Origin of the sequence: Bifidobacterium hapali, assembly GCF_002259755.1 — a bacterium.
Lineage (GTDB): Bacteria > Actinomycetota > Actinomycetes > Actinomycetales > Bifidobacteriaceae > Bifidobacterium > Bifidobacterium hapali.
In genome coordinates this window covers 1-1,996 of the sequence record NZ_MWWY01000069.1, presented here as the reverse complement: position 1 = coordinate 1,996, position 1,996 = coordinate 1, and the positions used below count along the sequence as shown (strand labels likewise).

Genomic DNA, 1,996 nt, shown 5'->3' with positions numbered 1-1,996 from the left:
AGATAGCATGGAGCTACCGATTGGTAAGGAAGCTGGATCGGCGTAATCGAGGGAGAAGATCTCTTACGATTGCGATATAGGAAGGCGAAGTTGCCTCTGAATTAAGGAGAATAGAATATGCGCGGAAAAGCAATCATTTCGACGGTAGTTGCCGGTACCATGATTTTGTCACTCGCAGCTTGCGGGGGGGGTGTTCCTATGTTTTTGTCAACCGTGTGAGGGGTTGACGTGTCGCATTCTGGTTGGTTGTGGTGGGCGTGCTTCGCTTTGGCCTTGGCGATTCGTTGCCGTAGCCGGTGTTTGTGTTTTGTTCAGGCGGCGAGGGTTTGTTCCTGGTAGAGGGTGCCGTTCTTGAGCATGCTGTAGATCACGTCGCAGCGGCGTCGGGCGAGGCAGATGATGGCGGCGTTGTGGTGTTTGCCTTGTCCTCGTTTGCGTTTGTAGTAGGCGATGGATGGCGGGTGTTTAGTGGAGGCGACAAACGCAGACTGCCATAGTGCGNTCTTGAGGCGTTTGTTGCCGCCCCGGGCGGGGTGTTCGCCTTTGATGCTGGTGCCGGATTGGCTGGTGATGGGCGCGATGCCGGCGTACGCGGCGAGGTGGGCCGCGTTTTTGNAGTTCGAGATGTTCCCGCCGATTGCGAGGAGGATGTTGCTTGCGGTCCTGGCGCCTATCCCGGGCATCGACGTCAGGACCGTGAGAAGAGGGTGATCGTTGAGGAGCTCCTCGACCTGCGAGGCGAGGTTGCGGCGCCGGTCCTTGATCTGTTTGATGTCGCGGGCGATCGAGGGGATGATGGTCTCGGCCATGTCGGTGCCGGGTACGGTAACGGTCTGTTCACCGATGGCCTTGAACATGTCGTCGATGATGCGTCCGGCACGTATCCCCTTGTCCTTGGCCCATCGTCTGACCTGTTCGATGCCAGCCTCGCGCATGCCCATGGGGCCTCCGTAGCGTTCGAGCAGGGCGAGGGTCGCGTCGCGGGTGACGCGTTCGCCCTTCAGGACGCGTTCGAATGCGGGGTGGGTCTGCAGGAGCAGGCTGCGTAGCCGGTTGATGTGGCGGGTGGATTCGTGGGCGAGGTCCTCGTCGTGGCCCGCGAGGATCTTCAGGGCGGCGAGGGTCTCGTCGTCCGGGCCCGCGTCCCTGAGGCTTTCGGGGATTTTGAGCGCGGCCCATGCGATCACGTACGCGTCCCTCCGGTCGGTCTTCGCGGTTCCGGGCAGCAATTGCGCGGTCCGGCGCATCGCGGTGCCGGGCAGGTAGGCGACCTGTACGCCCATGCTCCGGGCCACGGTCAGCGGCAGGGAGCCGATGGTGTTGGGCTGGTCGACGACCAGCAGCACGCGCCCGCGTCTGGAGAGCTTCTCCAGCATCGTGCGGATGGCCTTCTCGTCCTGTTTGAGTGGCTTGTCGTACAGGGTGTTGCCGTCGTGGTCGAGGGCGTGCGCGTGGTGCGCGCTCTTGCCCACGTCCAGTCCGACCCACACGTCGATGTCGTCCGGAGTCATCGTCATCCCTCCCGTCATGAAGGTTTCCGGCCGCCGTGGACCCTGCAAGAAGGTCCGGACGCCCGCGCCGCATCCACATTACGAAGAGACCTGCGCCATGCGTCCCGAAGCGTCCATACGGCCGGCCTGGTTCCTATCAGCGGNCTGCGAACGCCCCCGCTCCCGGCGACAACACCCCCCGGATCATCAATAACAGGGCAGGAAAGTCATACCGGAACCGGCGACCCGGCCCCGACCATTCGGGACCTACCAAACATAGTAATGGGTATCTGGTTGGTGCTCATACGAAGTGTATGTGGTTCAACGTGACGAAAACGGCAACATCACTGAAGTGCGTCAGTTCACCGAGGATGATACCGAAAGCGGCACCGATATCGCCCGCGAGACACGCGCATAACGAGTCCTTACNTGCAGGACGAGCTGGCTGCGAAGCTGACTGAGGGGTAGTTACACGGGTTGAACGTTCCAGTGGTGTGACTACGCCT

The 1,996-nt window shown here is 61.4% G+C and carries 1 protein-coding gene; it reads right to left on the bottom strand.

From position 1 onward, the window contains the following. Positions 1–311 precede the first annotated feature (311 nt). Positions 312–1,511: an IS110 family RNA-guided transposase gene (locus tag BHAP_RS11315; RefSeq protein WP_094730745.1), complete on the bottom strand. Its 1,200-nt coding sequence runs from the start codon at positions 1,509–1,511 to the stop codon at positions 312–314. Between the last annotated feature and the right edge of the window lie 485 nt (positions 1,512–1,996).